Annotated in this window: 9 protein-coding genes and 1 pseudogene; 2 read left to right on the top strand and 8 right to left on the bottom strand. The window is 49.7% G+C overall.

Annotation, left to right across the window (positions count from 1 at the left end; all coding sequences use genetic code 11):
* Positions 1–139: 139 nt before the first annotated feature.
* The 4 genes and pseudogenes from WMO29_RS12275 to WMO29_RS12260 form a co-directional block, all read right to left on the bottom strand.
* Complete coding sequence (locus WMO29_RS12275) at positions 140–973, bottom strand: nitrilase-related carbon-nitrogen hydrolase (RefSeq protein ID WP_349164989.1); 834 nt, start codon at positions 971–973, stop codon at positions 140–142.
* Positions 970–2238: pseudogene (locus tag WMO29_RS12270) on the bottom strand (cytosine permease); the annotation flags it as partial. The gene WMO29_RS12275 and the pseudogene WMO29_RS12270, both read right to left, overlap by 4 nt.
* A 255-nt stretch (positions 2239–2493) precedes the next feature.
* Positions 2494–6042: a pyruvate:ferredoxin (flavodoxin) oxidoreductase gene (gene nifJ / locus WMO29_RS12265; RefSeq protein WP_349164988.1), complete on the bottom strand. Its 3549-nt coding sequence runs from the start codon at positions 6040–6042 to the stop codon at positions 2494–2496.
* 12 nt (positions 6043–6054) lie between these two features.
* Positions 6055–6261: a hypothetical protein gene (locus WMO29_RS12260; protein WP_349164987.1), complete on the bottom strand. Its 207-nt coding sequence runs from the start codon at positions 6259–6261 to the stop codon at positions 6055–6057.
* Between the two features lie 107 nt (positions 6262–6368).
* On the opposite strand from WMO29_RS12260, the gene WMO29_RS12255 reads away from it, so the two are divergent.
* Positions 6369–6590, top strand: a complete 222-nt coding sequence (locus WMO29_RS12255) for a hypothetical protein (protein ID WP_178039871.1) — start codon at positions 6369–6371, stop codon at positions 6588–6590.
* Between the two features lie 97 nt (positions 6591–6687).
* Here the strand turns inward: WMO29_RS12255 and dnaJ are convergent, their stop codons facing one another.
* From dnaJ to hrcA, 4 genes are all read right to left on the bottom strand, one after another.
* Positions 6688–7851, bottom strand: a complete 1164-nt coding sequence (gene dnaJ, locus WMO29_RS12250) for a molecular chaperone DnaJ (RefSeq protein WP_349164986.1) — start codon at positions 7849–7851, stop codon at positions 6688–6690.
* A 217-nt stretch (positions 7852–8068) separates the two neighbouring features.
* Entirely contained in the window at positions 8069–9943 is a 1875-nt protein-coding gene (dnaK, locus tag WMO29_RS12245; protein WP_349164985.1) for a molecular chaperone DnaK, read from the bottom strand.
* 44 nt (positions 9944–9987) lie between these two features.
* Positions 9988–10593, bottom strand: a complete 606-nt coding sequence (grpE, locus tag WMO29_RS12240) for a nucleotide exchange factor GrpE (protein ID WP_349164984.1) — start codon at positions 10591–10593, stop codon at positions 9988–9990.
* Positions 10594–10609: 16 nt separating this feature from the next.
* Positions 10610–11644: a heat-inducible transcriptional repressor HrcA gene (gene hrcA, locus WMO29_RS12235; RefSeq protein ID WP_349164983.1), complete on the bottom strand. Its 1035-nt coding sequence runs from the start codon at positions 11642–11644 to the stop codon at positions 10610–10612.
* A 451-nt stretch (positions 11645–12095) separates the two neighbouring features.
* Between hrcA and clpB the strand changes: the two genes are divergently transcribed.
* On the top strand, positions 12096–14678 hold the full coding sequence (clpB, locus tag WMO29_RS12230) for an ATP-dependent chaperone ClpB (RefSeq protein ID WP_349164982.1): 2583 nt from the start codon (positions 12096–12098) through the stop codon (positions 14676–14678).
* Positions 14679–14718 lie beyond the last annotated feature (40 nt).

Below are 14718 nucleotides of genomic sequence, written 5' to 3'. Positions count from 1 at the left end.
AAAATTCCCCCTTTTATGTTTGATTTATGCTGTTATTGTATCATATTTTCCTCGATTTTCATAATATTTTTTCACTATTTCCTGTTACGCAAAATGCGATCGGGCTTTTGACAACCCGATCGCATTATTATTATTCTTCTTAGTACAATTTTGACAGGAGCTCATAGGTCTCCGGACGGCGATCCCGTAAATACACTACTTCATTTTCACGATATCTCGCCACATCCTCCAAATCAAAGGTAGCTACCAGCAATGCCTCCTCATTTACCGGAGCCTCCGCCACAAGCTTTCCTCTCGGATTATAAATTTTGTTGTTTCCAAACATTTCTCCGGTCTTATCCTCGCCTTCCAGTCCAACCCGGTTAAGTCCGCCTACAAAGCAACCATTTTCCAGAGATCTGGTAGCAAAATAGATGTCCCACATATCCTTATCCCTGATGGGGAAGGCACTGGGGCAGAGAATCAGCTCTGCGCCCTTTAATGTAAGGATTCTGGAAACCTCCGGGAATCCTCCGTCGTAGCAAATCATAAATCCGACTTTTCCAAACTCCATGTCAAACACCGGATACTCGCTTCCTGCACGGAACCAGAAGCGCTCTCCCGCCCAGAGATGTGTTTTATTGTAGGTTCCCATCAGAGAGCCATCTTTACTGATTACAATCATTCCATTGTACAGAACTCCCGGCATTTCACTTTTCAACACGATGGGAGCCGCGATATACATTCCATATTCTTTTGCCTTGGCACTCAGAAGCTGAAAGGTTTCCCCATCCGGTTCTTCCGCCAAGTCCAGATACTTTTCTCCAATCAGTTCCGGGCTATAACCTGTGGAACACAGCTCCGGGAAGCAGAGCAAATTTACTTTTTTCTCCGCTGCCTCTTTCACATAGCTCAGCATCTTCTCCAGGTTTGCCTTTTTATTCATCAGCTCACAGTCCATCTGGACAAATCCCACTGTTACATTTCTACTCATGCTCTTCCCTTTCCGATCTTGCCAATCAATACCACTACCACTACAGAAACAAACATTGCCACAAGCGCCGTCGGAACCACATTGGACAGTTCCACCATAAAGGGTACGCCAAAGCCAACCGGAGCTTCATTCATACAGAGACCAACCAGGCAGCCGGCAATTGCGCCAATTCCTGTATCAACCTTGAAATCCGGAATCTCGTTCATTTTCTCATAACTGTACTTATCCGCATTCTTCAGGATATAAAAGTCAGCCAGCATAGCGCCTGAAATCGGCGGAATCAATACGCAGAGCAGACTCAAGAAGGGAACCAGCCAGTCAATCATTCCCAGAGCTCCCAGAATGGTTGCGAAGATACCACAGAGAGCTGTAACAATCCAACGGGGCAGCTTCAGAAGGCCATGAAACGTATTGGTCAGACCAAGAGTTGACTGATACAGGTTATTATCGTTGGTTGTCCATGTGGCAATGATAATGATAAGCGCCGCAACATAACCAAAGCCAAGAATGTTAATCATAATATCTGTAATATCATTGGTCTGGAACGCACAGGCAAAGATTGCGCCGCAGATAACAACCACCGGATATCCTAAAGTAAATCCCAGTGTCACGCCAATGGTTGAGTCCTTCACTGTTTTGGAATATCTGGTAAAGTCCTGCACAATAGACACACCTACAATGAAGCTGCCGACCATCAGAGAGACTGCCGTAGCGAAGGACATCTTCATTGTCGGAGCGGCACCCAAAATCTCTCCTGCCGGAACCATTACAAAGGTTTTGACCACACCGAACAGAATCAGTGCGAACAGAAGAGGAACACCTATCTAGGAAAGCATTTTAATTCCTTTGTATCCGACAATCGCGGTAATCATCATCAGAAGTCCACCTACGATAATGCAGAACGTGGTATTTACTTCCATTCCTGCCGCTAATTTGAACACACTGGAAATGCTGCTTCCGAAAAAGGTACACTGATAACCAAACCATCCCATATTACACAGTGCAACAATAATTCCAAATACCATTGCGCCATATTTTCCAAAGGTGAAACGGGAAGAAACTGTGGAAGAAAGACCGCTCTTTATTCCGATAGCTCCGCAAAGCGCTCCGATAATAGTCAGAATCACACCGCCGATTAATACAGCTGCTACCGTAGGCCAGAAGCCCAGACCCAGAGCAATCTGTCCGCCCAGTGTAAACGCCGTCAGGCAAAAACCAACGCCCAGCCATACAAACACCTGTGATTTCCACGTGTTTTTCTTGTCATCGGGAACCGGACTAAATTCATAGTCGTTGAAAACTTCCGTGGATTCTGCTGTACCTAATACATTTTTGTTTTTTCTCTACATATTTTTACATTTTATGTATATGAAGTAAATTTTTTTGTAGAAAAAATGCTATTCTTCAATTTCGACGAAATTTCCTGTATATCAAAAAAAATCCGGCAGAAGTACGGTTTCCCGTATCTCTGCCGGATTCTTATTTATCTCGTTATGCTTTTTGGCACGCTGACGAAAGGATTACTCCTCTGTCTTCTTCGGAGCGTACAGATCGCCCAGGCTCTTCAGATACTCGTATCTTGCCTTCGCGTTCTCCTCAGCCTCTGCGAACAGCTTCTCAGCTCTTTCCGGATTAGCACGTACCAGAGAGTTGTAACGAACCTCTCCGTTCAGGAACTCCTTGTAGTCGCCTGTCGGCTCCTTGCTGTCCAGAGTGAACGCGCTCTTGCCCTCAGCCGGAGCTGCCGGGTTGAAGCGGAAGCAGTGCCAGTAACCAGCCTTAACAGCCAGCTCTTCCTCTGTCTGAGCCTTGCTCATGCCCTTCTTGATACCATGGTTGATACACGGAGCGTAAGCGATGATCAGGGACGGTCCCGGATATGCCTCAGCCTCTGCGATTGCCTTTACACACTGGTTGTAATCAGCACCCATAGCGATGGAAGCAACATATACATAGCCGTAGCTCATAGCGATGGAAGCCATATCCTTCTTCTTAACGTCCTTACCGCCTGCTGCAAACTGTGCGATAGCACCGGTCTGGGTAGACTTGGATGCCTGTCCGCCTGTATTGGAGTAAACCTCGGTATCGAATACCATAATGTTGATGTCCTTGCCGCTTGCAAGTACATGGTCAACGCCGCCGAAGCCGATATCGTATGCCCAGCCGTCACCACCGAAGATCCACTGAGACTTCTTAGCCAGGAAGTCCTTATCCTTCAGGATCTCCTGAGCAGCGTCACATCCGCATGCCTCCAGAGCAGCTACCAGCTTGTCTGTAGCAGTTCCGTTGGTTGCGCCTACGCCGTAGGTATTCAGCCACTCCTGAGCAGCAGCCTTCACATCATCGTTCGCTGTCTCCATAAGAGCCTCAACCTTAGCCTTCAGTCCGCCTCTGACAGCGTTCTGAGCCAGGCTCATACCATAACCGAACTCAGCTGCATCCTCGAACAGGGAGTTGGACCATGCAGGACCCTGACCCTTCTGATTTACCGTGTACGGTGTGGACGGTGAGGAGTTACCCCAGATAGAGGAGCATCCTGTTGCGTTTGCGATATACATTCTGTCGCCGAACAGCTGTGTGATCAGCTTTGCGTACGGAGTCTCACCACAGCCTGCGCATGCGCCTGAGAACTCGAGCAGCGGAGTCTTGAACTGGCTTCCCTTTACAGTAGCCTCTTTAAACTTCGCGATAACGTCTGTCTTCTCCGGCAGAGTAACTGCATAATCAAAGTTCTTCTGCTCTGCAACATTTGCTTCCATGTTCTCCATTGCAAGTGCCTTAGCACCCTTCTTGCCCGGGCAGACATTTACACAGGAACCGCAGCCTGTACAGTCAAGTGCGGATACTACCATAGAGAACTTGTAATCTGCCATACCGGTCATCGGAACCATCTTCATTCCTTCCGGAGCAGCTGCTGCCTCAGCCTCTGTCAGGGCTACCGGACGGATAACTGCATGCGGGCAGACATAGGAACAACGGTTACACTGGATACAGTTCTCCGCATTCCATACCGGGATATCTACTGCGATACCACGCTTCTCGTAAGCAGAGGAACCGCTGGGAGTTGTACCGTCTACGTAATCCTTGAATGCGGATACCGGAAGAGAGTTACCCTCCTGTGCGTTTACCTTTGCCTGAATATCATTTACAAAGTTTACAACGTCGCCGCGGCCGTTCTCTGCATGTGTGAAGTCCAGTCCCTCGTCAGCTGCGTTCTTCCAGCTCTCCGGAACGGTAATCTCAACAACCTGCTTAGCGCCTGCGTCGATAGCGTCGTAGTTCATCTGAACGATGGCGTCACCCTTTCTACCGTAGGTAGCCTTTGCAGCAGCCTTCATCAGCTCGATAGCCTGCTCCTCCGGAATGATGTTCGCCAGCTTGAAGAATGCAGACTGCAAAACGGTGTTGATACGTCCACCCAGTCCGATCTCCTTACCAATCTTAATACCGTCGATCACATAGAACTTGATGTTGTGGTTCGCGATGAAGCTCTTAACCTGTCCCGGCAGATGCTTCTCGATGCCTTCCATATCCCACGGACAGTTCAGCAGGAAGGTACCGCCGTCTACCAGCTCCTGTACCATGTTGTACTTACGTACATAGGACGGGTTGTGGCATGCTACGAAGTTTGCCTTGTGAATCAGGTATGTAGACTTAATCGGGCTCTTACCGAAACGGAGGTGAGACATGGTCACACCGCCGGACTTCTTGGAGTCATAATCGAAGTAAGCCTGTGCGTACATATCTGTATTGTCGCCGATGATCTTGATGGAGTTCTTATTAGCGCCTACAGTACCGTCTGCGCCCAGTCCCCAGAACTTGCAGTTGATGGTTCCTGCCGGAGTTGTTACCAGCGGAGCACCTGTCTCAAGAGAAAGTCCGGTAACATCATCGACAATACCGATGGTGAACTTCTGCTTGGTATCATTCTTGTATACAGCAACAATCTGTGCCGGTGTGGTATCCTTGGATCCCAGTCCGTAACGGCCTGTGAATACCGGTGTATCGTTGAACTTGGTTCCCTTCAGGGCTGCTACTACATCCAGGTACAGCGGCTCGCCAAGAGCTCCCGGCTCCTTGGTTCTGTCAAGAACGGTAATCTTCTTTACGCTCTCCGGAATAGCTGCTACCAGTGCCTCTGCGCTGAACGGACGGTACAGACGTACCTTTACAACGCCGACCTTCTCACCTGCTGCTACCAGATAGTCGATGGTCTCTTCAATGGTATCGCATACAGAACCCATAGCTACGATAACGTGCTCTGCGTCTGCTGCTCCGTAGTAGTTGAACAGCTTGTAGTCTGTTCCAATCTTCTCATTTACTTTATCCATGTACTCCTGTACGATAGCCGGCATAGCATCGTAGTAGGGGTTACATGCCTCTCTTGCCTGGAAGAAGATATCCGGGTTCTGTGCAGAACCTCTCTGGCAGGGATGGTTCGGGTTCAGGGCATTCTTTCTGAACGCGTCGATTGCATCCATGTCAACCATATCCTTCAGATCCTCGTAATCCCATGTCTCGATCTTCTGGATCTCGTGGGATGTACGGAATCCGTCGAAGAAGTTGATGAACGGAATCTTACCCTTGATCGCTGCGCAGTGTGCAACCGGAGTCAGGTCCATAACTTCCTGTACGCTGGACTCGCAAAGCATTGCAACACCGGTCTGACGACAGGCATATACGTCGGAATGGTCACCGAAGATGGACAGTGCGTGGCTTGCAAGCGCACGAGCGGATACGTTGAATACGCCCGGAAGCTGCTCACCAGCTACTTTGTAAAGGTTCGGGATCATCAGAAGAAGTCCCTGAGATGCTGTGAAGGTAGTAGTCAGAGCACCTGCTGCCAGAGATCCGTGAACAGCACCTGCTGCTCCAGCCTCAGACTGCATCTCGGTAACCTGTACGGTCTGTCCGAAGATATTGGTTCTTCCCTGTGTAGCCCATTCGTCAGTAGCTTCTGCCATAACAGATGACGGTGTAATCGGATAGATAGCTGCAACATCAGAGTACGCATATGATACATGCGCTGCTGCATGGTTTCCATCCATGGTCTTCATTTTTCTAGCCATGATATTTCCTCCTTATTTTATCAGCCCTGGCAAGGCATTTTTGATATCTTCATACATAGCTGATTGTAACATATTGGTTGGCGGTTGTCCATTTGATTGTTGTATTTTTTGATGTACATTTGCGGATTCTGAGAATTTTTGTTGTACATTGTCACGATAATTTTTCCACATAGCAGACAGCTTTTTCTGTCTCTTATTGTCCGGTTCTGTCTTTACCATATTTTTCCTTGATTTGTTTGGATTTGTATGATATTGTGAATTTATTGTACGGGATACCGGATTTCTGACGATTCCTGTATAAAATGTAATGAAAGAGGGATTCCCGAATGACCGATGAATATTATGAGCTGATTTATGATAAGGCGCGCTCCTACGGAATTGCGGAAGGGAAGGCAGAATGTATTCTGGAGACCCTGTCCGATTACGGAGAAGTACCCTTACGGATCCGCGAGCAGATTCTGACCCAGCGAAACAGCGCGCAGCTGAACCGGTGGTTTTCGCTGGCCCGGCAGGTACATACCATAGACGCCTTTACGAACCGGATGTAAGCGAAATGTCGCAGCACTCCCTTTATTTCTCAGGATCGCAAAACAGCGTGTTATCAGAAATGAGATAACACGCTGTCTCTTTTTATCTTACGCCGGATTACTCGTCCAGCGCCTCTTTCATTTTATCAAAAAAGCCTTTCTTTCCTTTACCCGGCTTCTCCGGATTCTTACCGTTCACAATATCATCGTAAGCGCGCAGGGCTTCTTTCGCATCCTTACTTAAATCTGTCGGCACCTGTACCACCAACGTCACATAATGATCGCCGCGGGTGTTCTTATTGCGCAGGGACGGTACGCCCTTGCCTTTCAGACGCACGCGGGTGTCGGTCTGGGTTCCGGCCTTCACATCATACTCCACCTCACCATCCACGGTCTTGATGCGGACGGTGCCGCCGAGCGCCGCCGTGGCGAAGCTGATGGGAGCCGTGGAGTAGATATTCATATCCTGCCGCTGGAAAATCGGGTGACGGGCCACGATAACCTCAACCAGCAGATCGCCTCTGGGACCGCCGTTAACCCCCGGCTCTCCCTTTCCACGGATACGGATGCTCTGGCCGTTGTCGATACCTGCCGGTACCGTAACAGAAATCTTTTTCTTGCTGGCAATATAACCGGTGCCGTAGCAGTCCGGACACTTTTCTTTGATGATTTTACCGGTTCCGTTACAATCCGGACAGGGACGCACGTTCTGCACCATGCCGAACATGGACTGCTGGGTGTATACCACCTGTCCCTTGCCGCCGCATTTCGGACAGGTCACCGGGGAGGTACCCGGCTTCGCGCCGGTTCCATGGCAGCTGCTGCACTCATCCTTCAAAGTCAGCTCGATCTCCTTATCACAGCCAAAAACTGCTTCCTCGAAGGTCACGCGTACCTGTGTACGTAAGTTTGCCCCCTGCATGGGGCCATTGTTGGCACGTCTGCCGCGGCCGCCGCCGAAGAGATCACCGAAGATGTCTCCAAAGATATCTCCCATATCCGCGCCGTTGAAATCAAAGCCGCCGAAGCCGCCTGCACCGCCTGCGCCTCCTTCAAATGCCGCATGACCAAACTGGTCGTACTGACGTCTCTTGTCCGGATCGCTTAAGACTGCGTACGCCTCGGAAGCCTCTTTGAATTTCACTTCCGCTTCTTTATCGCCGGGGTTCATATCCGGGTGGTATTTCTTTGCCAGCTGACGGTACGCCTTCTTAATAGTGGCGTCGTCCGCGTTCTTGTCTACGCCCAGAACCTCGTAGTAATCTCTCTTCTGCTCTGCCATTTTTTCTATCTTCCTTTATACCTTTTCTCAATTGCTTTGCGGTAAAGCCTCTAAAAGAATCCTGCTTTGCAGGATTCTACGCCTGGAAGGCTTCTTGCATATCAGATTTCTGATATGCAAGAAAGGCTCCTTCGAGCCTTTCTTGGATTCTTTTCTTTCAAGCCTGCCTTTCAATATAGCGCAACGCCCATTTTCTGTCAAGCCTGATTCTTTTTTATTAAACCTCTCTGTAGTCGCCGTCTACGACATCATCAGAAGCGCCTGCGCCTGTTCCGGTGCCTGCTCCCATATCCGGTCCTGCCTGGCCTGCCGCACCCTGTGCTGCCTGGGCCTGCTCATATACCTTTGCAAATACCTTTTGTGCCGCGTTCATCAGCTTTTCCTTGCCATTCTTCAGCTCATCTAAGTCTGCGTCAGAAATATCAGTCTGATCCTTGGTTCTCTCCAGAACTGCCTTCAAGGAAGTAAGCTCTGCCTCTACTGCGGACTTGTCGGCCGGATCAACCTGTGCGCCAACCTCCTCCAGTGCCTTCTCGGTCTGGAATACCATGGAGTCCGCGTCGTTTCTCGCGTCGATGGCTTCCTTACGCTTCTTATCCTGAGCCTCGAACTCAGCAGCTTCCTTCACTGCCTTATCGATGTCACTGTCAGACATATTGGAGCCTGCGGTGATGGTGATATGCTGCTCCTTGCCGGTACCCAGATCCTTTGCGGATACATTTACAATACCGTTTGCGTCAATATCGAAGGTAACCTCAATCTGCGGAACACCACGTCTTGCGGGCGGGATTCCATCCAGACGGAACTGACCGAGAGACTTGTTGTCCTTCGCGAACTGACGCTCACCCTGTACGACGTTGATATCTACGGCTGTCTGGTTGTCAGCTGCGGTAGAGAAGATCTGGCTCTTCTTGGTCGGGATGGTTGTGTTACGCTCAATCAGACGGGTTGCGATACCGCCCATGGTCTCGATGGACAGAGACAACGGAGTAACATCCAGAAGAAGGATATCGCCTGCGCCTGCGTCGCCTGCCAGCTTACCACCCTGAATGGAAGCACCGATAGCCACGCACTCATCCGGGTTCAGAGATTTGCTGGGCTCATGGCCGGTCAGCTGTTTTACCTTGTCCTGTACGGCCGGAATACGTGTGGAACCGCCTACCAGCAGTACCTTGCCAAGCTCGGAAGCTGTAATGCCTGCATCCTTCAGCGCTGCCTGAACCGGTCCTGCGGTACGCTCTACCAGATCGTGGGTCAGCTCGTCGAATTTTGCTCTTGTCAGGTTCATATCGAAATGCTTCGGTCCCTCAGCGGTTGCTGTGATGAACGGAAGGTTGATGTTAGTTGTGGTTGCGCTGGAAAGCTCCTTCTTCGCCTTCTCTGCGGCCTCTTTCAGTCTCTGCATAGCCATCTTGTCACCGGACAGGTCTACACCCTCGGTGCGCTTGAACTCTGCAAGCATGTAATCTACAATCTTCTTATCGAAGTCGTCGCCGCCCAGACGGTTGTCGCCTGCGGTAGCCAGAACCTCGATAACGCCGTCGCCAATCTCGATGATAGATACATCGAAGGTACCGCCGCCCAGGTCGTATACCATGATCTTCTGCTCTTTCTCATTGTCCAAGCCGTATGCCAGTGCCGCAGCGGTCGGCTCGTTGATGATACGCTTTACATCCAGGCCTGCAATCTTACCTGCATCCTTGGTTGCCTGTCTCTGTGCGTCGTTGAAGTATGCCGGTACCGTAATAACTGCCTCGGTAACCTTCTCGCCCAGATAGTTCTCTGCGTCTGCTTTCAGCTTCTGCAGAATCATAGCGGAAATCTCCTGCGGAGTGTACTGCTTTCCGTCGATGTTTACTTTGTGATCGGTACCCATCTCTCTCTTAATAGAAGAAATGGTTTTCTCGGAGTTGGTAACTGCCTGACGCTTTGCCGGCTCGCCTACCAGTCTCTCGCCTGTCTTTGTAAATGCCACTACAGACGGTGTGGTTCTTGCTCCCTCTGTATTTGCTACTACTACGGGCTTACCACCCTCCATAACTGCTACGCAGCTGTTTGTTGTTCCTAAGTCGATACCAATAATCTTGCTCATAATAGAGACCTCCTCAATGTATTCTGATTGTAAAATGTAATTTCTTAGTTTGCGACTTTTACCATGCTGTGACGGATTACCGTATCCTTGTACATGTAACCCTTCTGGAATTCCTCGGCTACTACATTTTCGCCAAGCTCTTCATCCTCCACGTGCATCACTGCGTTGTGGTAATTCGGGTCAAACTCCCCGCCCACTGCCTCGATGGGTTCTACACCCAGATCGGTCAGAGTGGTCATCAGCTGGCTGTATATCTTATCCATACCTACGATGACCGGATTTTCTTTCTGATCCTCAGGTACAGATGCAAGACCGCGTTCAAAATTGTCTACCACCGGAAGGATTTTCTCGATGACATCCCGGGCTCCCACTTCATACATGTGGGACTTCTCCTTCTCGGTTCTCTTTCGGAAGTTATCGAATTCGGCCATCTGGCGCTTTACGCGATCCTCAAGCTCCTCGATTTTCTCTTCCATCTTGTCTTTTTTCTTTTTCTTCTTCAGCATCTCCGGCTCCTCTCCGGCTTCTGTCTCCTCCGGTTTCTCGCCGCCGGTGCTTTCTTTTTCTTCGGAAGCTTCTTCTGCTTTCACAGTTTCTTCTTCCTTTGCTTCTTCATTCTGAAGCTCTTCGTTTTTGATTTCCTGTTCCACGGGTTCTTGCCCCTTTCTATTTCTTATTTCTATTGTAAATCTCGTCCAGCTGCTCAGTCAGGGTCTTCAGCGTCTTCAATACATTCTCGTAATCCATTCGCTTGGGACCGATGATTCCGATGGTTCCCTGCAAGCCCTCGCCCAATTCGTAAGTAGCAGTGACTACACTGCAGTCCTTCATGGACTGTATGGGTGTCTCCTGTCCGATGTAAACCTGGATGCCTTTGCTGTCACTGTTCTCCAGTGTCTGATTTACCAGGTCAGACAGCTGCTGCTTTTCCTCGAAGGTGCTGATCAGCTCGCTTGCTTTGCCGTTATCGGAAAGCTCCGGATAGCGGAAGATGTTGGTCGCTCCTGAGGTATATATCTCTACCTCGTCCTCGGAGTGGATGACTTCTGCCACCGCATCAATGACGCTGCCCACCAGCTCGCTGTGGATACCTGCCTGCTCTTTCAGATTCTGAATCATCGCCAGATTAATTTCCTCAATGGACAGGCCGTTCAGTACACTGTTCAACAGGATATTCAGCTTCAGGACTGTCTCCTGGTCGAGCTCCTCGGTCACGTCGATGACTTTGTTGCGGACAATGTTTCCTTCTATCATAATAACTGTAAGGATCTGCGTCGCGTTGACTTTGGAGAGCTGGATGAACTTCAGCTTGTTCCTGTGATAAGTGGGGGCCGATACCATGGTAGCATAATTGGTATTGGCAGCCAGGACCTTCACAACCTGCTTCAATACCTGCTCCATCTTATCGGTTCGCTCAATCATCAGGTCTTTCAGCTCCTGTACCTCGTGATTCTTCTCTTCCAGAATACGATCCACGTATAAGCGGTATCCTTTATCAGAAGGAATTCGTCCGGCTGAGGTATGGGGCTGCACGATGTAACCCATCTCCTCCAGGTCTGACATTTCATTTCGAATCGTCGCGGAGCTCAGATTCAAATCTGAGTATTTGGAAATGGTTCTGGAACCTACCGGCTCGCCCGTCTCCATATAGTTACGGATGATTGCCTGAAGGATTTTCTGTTTTCTCTCATCCAGTTCCATTTCGTTCACCTCTTCTTTACTGGTTTCTTTTCATTTCTTTGTTGCTTTTATCTATTAGCACTCTGCCCTCTCGAGTGCTAACATTAAGATAGCACTATGATTTTGGTTTGTCAAGCGGGTTTATAGTTTTTTTAGAAATCTTTTTTGCTTTCCTTTATATAAGGTAAGAAAAACGGACGGAGAGAAAAGGAACCGGGGCGGGCTTACCCTCACTCCCCCGTTTTGCACTATATAATTAAGTAGTCTGACACTTTATAGATTTTTTATAAATTATTTTCAAAAAAGTACTTGATCTTTTCTTTCAGCAGTGTTATAAATGGGTACAGAAAAAGAAAAAGGCCCTGTATCAGATATGGAAATGTATTTGATGCCGGGACTTTCTTTTTTATATTTTATTATTTTAACAACATATTTTACCAATATAACTTAGAAGAAGAAAGGAGTCAGATTTATGAACATCAGCAAATTTACACAGAAATCCATTCAAGCTGTAAACGAACTGGAAAAGCTGGCCTATGAGTATGGCAATCAGGAGATTGAACAGGAACATCTTCTGATGAGTCTGCTCCGTCAGGAGGACAGTCTGATCTTGAAGCTTGTCGCGAAGATGGGCATCGACCAGAATCTGTTTCTGAATGGCGTGGAACAGGCATTAAATAAGAGAGTAAAGGTTTCCGGCGGACAGCCCTATATCGGTCAGTATTTAAATAAGGTACTGATCAGCGCTGAGGATGTGGCAAAGCAGATGGGCGATGAGTACGTCTCTGTAGAGCATCTGTTTCTGGCCATGTTAAATGACCCCAGTCCTTCTGTAAAGGAGCTGTTCCGGGAATACGGCATTACCAGGGATCGTTTTCTGCAGGCGCTGTCCTCTGTGAGAGGCAACCAGCGTGTAACCAGTGACAATCCGGAGGCTACCTATGATACTTTAAGTAAATATGGTTCTGACCTGGTGGAAAAGGCACGGGAGCAGAAGCTTGACCCGGTCATCGGTCGTGACGCGGAGATCCGGAATGTGATTCGGATTCTGTCCCGTAAGACCAAGAATAACCCGGTTTTAATCGGTGAACCCGGCGTCGGCAAGACCGCCGTTGTGGAGGGTTTGGCACAGCGTATCGTGCGGGGCGATGTACCGGAGGGTCTAAAGGACAAGAAGGTATTTTCCCTGGATATGGGCGCGCTGGTGGCCGGCGCCAAGTACCGCGGCGAATTTGAGGAGCGTCTGAAAGCCGTTCTGGAGGAGGTCCGGAAGAGCGAGGGCAAGATCATCCTCTTCATCGATGAGCTGCACCTGATTGTGGGCGCAGGCAAGACCGACGGAGCTATGGACGCCGGCAATATGCTGAAGCCTATGCTGGCCCGTGGCGAGCTGCACTGTATCGGCGCCACCACTCTGGATGAGTACCGTCAGTACATTGAAAAGGATCCTGCGCTGGAGCGTCGTTTCCAACCGGTTATGGTTGACGAGCCGACGGTGGAGGATACCATTTCCATTCTGCGTGGTCTGAAGGATCGGTATGAAGTGTTCCATGGGGTGAAGATTACGGACGCCGCCCTCGTAGCTGCCGCTACCCTCTCCAACCGTTATATCTCCGACCGTTTTCTGCCGGATAAGGCCATCGACCTGGTTGACGAGGCCTGTGCGCTGATTAAGACGGAGCTGGATTCCATGCCGACAGAGCTTGACGAGCTGCGGCGTAAGATTATGCAGCTGGAGATCGAAGAGGCAGCCCTGAAGAAGGAGACCGACCGCTTAAGTCAGGAGCGTCTGGAGCATCTGCAGAAGGAGCTTGCGGAGCTGCGTGATCAGTTCAATACCCAGAAAGCACAGTGGGATAATGAAAAAACTTCCGTGGAGCGACTGCAGAAGCTCCGTGAGGAGATTGAGGATATCAATAAGCAGATTCAGACTGCCCAGCAGAATTACGACCTGAATAAGGCCGCTGAGCTGCAGTATGGCAAGCTGCCTGCTCTGCAGAAGGAACTTTCTGAGGAAGAGGAGAAAATCAGCAAAAAGGATTTGTCGCTGGTTCACGAAGCTGTCACTGAGGATGAAATTTCCCGTATCGTGTCCCGTTGGACCGGTATTCCGGTGGCAAAGCTGACTGAGAGTGAACGGAACAAGACCCTGCATCTGGACGATGAGCTGCATAAGCGTGTCGTAGGTCAGGATGAGGCAGTCACTCTGGTATCCGAAGCCATCATCCGTTCCAAGGCCGGTATTAAGGATCCCACGAAGCCCATCGGTTCGTTCCTGTTCCTTGGCCCCACCGGCGTCGGCAAGACCGAGCTTGCGAAGGCTCTGGCTGCCAGTCTCTTTGACGACGAGTCCAATATGGTGCGTATCGATATGAGTGAGTACATGGAGAAGTATTCTGTGTCCCGTCTTATCGGAGCTCCTCCCGGATATGTAGGCTACGAGGAAGGCGGTCAGCTGACGGAGGCTGTTCGTAGGAAGCCCTATTCCGTTGTCCTGTTTGATGAAATTGAAAAGGCCCATCCGGACGTATTCAATGTACTCTTACAGGTACTGGACGACGGACGTATCACCGATTCGCAGGGACGGACCGTGGACTTTAAGAACACAATTCTGATTATGACCTCGAATATCGGTTCCTCCTATCTGCTGGACGGCATCGACGAGAACGGCAGCATCAAGCCGGAGGCTCAGACTCTGGTTATGAATGACCTGCGCGCTCATTTCCGTCCGGAATTTCTGAACCGACTGGATGAGACCATTCTCTTCAAGCCGCTGACCAAGAGCAACATCACGCGGATCATTGATTTGTTACTGAAGGAACTGAATGAGCGTCTGGCTGACCGGGAGCTTTCCCTGGAGCTGACCGACGCTGCCAGGACCTTCATCGCAGACCACGGCTTCAATCCGGTCTATGGCGCCCGTCCGCTGAAACGGTACATGCAGAAGCATGTGGAGACACTGGCTGCCAAGTTAATCCTGGGCGGTGAGATTTCCACCGGAGCAACCATTGTGATCGATGTGGAGGGCGACGGCCTGACTGCAAGAGTCAAATAATTTCTGAATGAAAGAACTCGCGGATGACCTTTTGGTCTTC

Source organism: Laedolimicola intestinihominis (genome assembly GCF_040096155.1).
GTDB lineage: Bacteria > Bacillota > Clostridia > Lachnospirales > Lachnospiraceae > Laedolimicola > Laedolimicola intestinihominis.
This window is presented reverse-complemented; position numbering and strand designations above follow the sequence as displayed.